Genomic DNA, 1175 nt, shown 5'->3' on the forward strand with positions numbered 1-1175 from the left:
AATATGATAAAATTAATAAAAACAAATTAAGAAAAGTTTAAAACTAAATTTTCTCAAAATGATTAAAATATTAAGGAAGAGTTTAATATGGCTGAAAATAAAAATCAAAAATTAAAAAAATATAATAAAAATTTAAATTATTCATATACTTTTGGGGCTTTCCCAACAATTGAGTTAATTAAAGCTAAGCCTGATGCAGTTTTGAAAGTCTTGATAAGTACAAGCTTTGTAGACAATCCTGCTTATTTAAAATTATCTGAAGACTGCGGAAGGTTAAATGTAGAAATTCAAGTTAATGATAAGCTGGTAAATCGATTGAGTCCAAAGGATAATTGCTATGTTGTTGGGGTATTTGAAAAATATGTTTTGACTTTAAGTGAAAATGAATCACATGTTGTATTAGTGAACCCAAGCAATATGGGCAATCTTGGGACTATTATCAGAACAATTTTAGGTTTTGGAATAAATAATATGGCAATTATAAGTCCAGGTGTTGATATATATGATCCAAAAGTAATAAGAGCTTCAATGGGAGCGATATTTAATATTGATTTTCAATATTTTAATTCCTTCGAAGACTATTTAAATTGTTTTAAACACCATAATATATTTACATTTATGTTAGATGGACAATGTAGCTTACAGGATTTTGACAGATACGACAGTTCTTTGTACTCTTTGGTTTTTGGCAATGAAGCATCTGGTTTAGAGAGTGTATTTCAAAGTTATGGAAAAAGCATTCGAATAAGTCACTCTGAAAAAATAGACTCACTAAACCTACCAATATCAATAGGAATTGCATTGTATCAATTTTCTAAAAATAAATTTTAAGTATAACGCAAAATAATATTAAGAGGATATATCAGTAAAATCCAACTAAAACAAAAGTAGTAAACTCTTGTATTTTATTGGGATGAAGCGTCGAATAATTTATCTTCTTCGACATCTTCTTCGACATCTTCTAAAACTTCTTTTAAAAGAAGTTTTTCTTTGTATGATCCTAATTTACTTGCTCTCTTAGCACGAATTTTTTCAAACTTACTAAGTGATACACCTTTGTAATCTAAAATAGCATATAATACTTCAACAATATCTGCTATTTTTTCAACACTTCTGGCATCTTCATATTCTGTAAGTTCTTCTTTTAGCTTTAAGTTTAAGTAGAAAATTAAATC

The 1175-nt window shown here is 27.3% G+C and carries 2 protein-coding genes; one reads left to right on the top strand and one right to left on the bottom strand.

Translation table 11 applies throughout. From position 1 onward, the window contains the following. Positions 1-87 precede the first annotated feature (87 nt). Positions 88-831 (top strand): TrmH family RNA methyltransferase, encoded by a 744-nt coding sequence (locus RBH29_RS17700; protein WP_306698336.1) that lies wholly within the window; start codon positions 88-90, stop codon positions 829-831. Positions 832-905: 74 nt separating this feature from the next. Here RBH29_RS17700 and RBH29_RS17705 read toward each other — a convergent pair. Beyond that, a partial coding sequence (locus RBH29_RS17705; RefSeq protein ID WP_459076802.1) for a nucleoside triphosphate pyrophosphohydrolase family protein occupies positions 906-1175 on the bottom strand: 270 nt, incomplete at its 5' end.

The organism is Herbivorax alkaliphila (assembly GCF_030848475.1).
Classification (GTDB): Bacteria; Bacillota; Clostridia; order Acetivibrionales; family Acetivibrionaceae; genus Herbivorax.

Coding starts and splice junctions, on each gene's coding strand:
- RBH29_RS17700 (WP_306698336.1), top strand. CDS start 88: ATGGCTGAAAATAAAAATCAAAAATTAAAAAAATATAATAAAAATTTA.